The organism is Sutterella sp. KLE1602 (assembly GCF_001578585.1).
GTDB lineage: Bacteria > Pseudomonadota > Gammaproteobacteria > Burkholderiales > Burkholderiaceae_F > Sutterella > Sutterella wadsworthensis_A.
In genome coordinates, this window is record NZ_KQ968528.1 from 1 (window position 1) to 582 (window position 582).

A 582-nucleotide genomic window follows, 5' to 3' on the forward strand; every position below is an offset into this window, starting at 1 on the left:
GTGGAACGCGGCCTTGACTTTTAAGAAAAAGTACTGATCGTCTCGGAAGCCATAAGCTCGTCGCTTAATTTGCTTGATTTTATTGTTGACACCTTCAAGCACAGAGGTGTTGATCTTAAAGTCCGCGGCTGCAATGATGCCCTGCACATAGCCCCTGAGGTTCTTGCCGAAATCTACCAAGGGCTTGATCCTGCTGTGAGTGGCTCGGTGAATCCAGTCCATAACCAAAGCAATTGCTTGTCCGCGTGTTCCCAAACTCCAGAGATGTCGAAGCTTGTCTCCCATGAGATAGCATTTGAGCAACGGCGTATTAAGTTTCGAAAGCTCCGCCAGTTTTGTATGCTCCTTCTCCGAGAGATTTTCAGGGCGCTTGTACAAGAGGTACCGGGAGCTCTTCACGACTTTTCTTAACCAAGGCGCATGCCTGAGGGAATTGGCCGCGTCCACCCTGACTCTGTCGATCACCTTCCTGCCGAAGTTGGACAGGACATGGAACAAGTCGTAGACAACCACGCCGTTGGGACAGTTCTCTTTCACCTCAAGGTCGAAGGCAGAGTTTTGATCCATGGCAACAGCTCTTAT

At 50.0% G+C, this 582-nt stretch carries 1 protein-coding gene; it reads right to left on the minus strand.

Annotated features, from left to right (window positions below; genetic code table 11):
• On the minus strand, window positions 1-582 hold a 582-nt coding region (locus HMPREF3036_RS05730), incomplete at its 3' end, for a transposase (protein WP_255358801.1).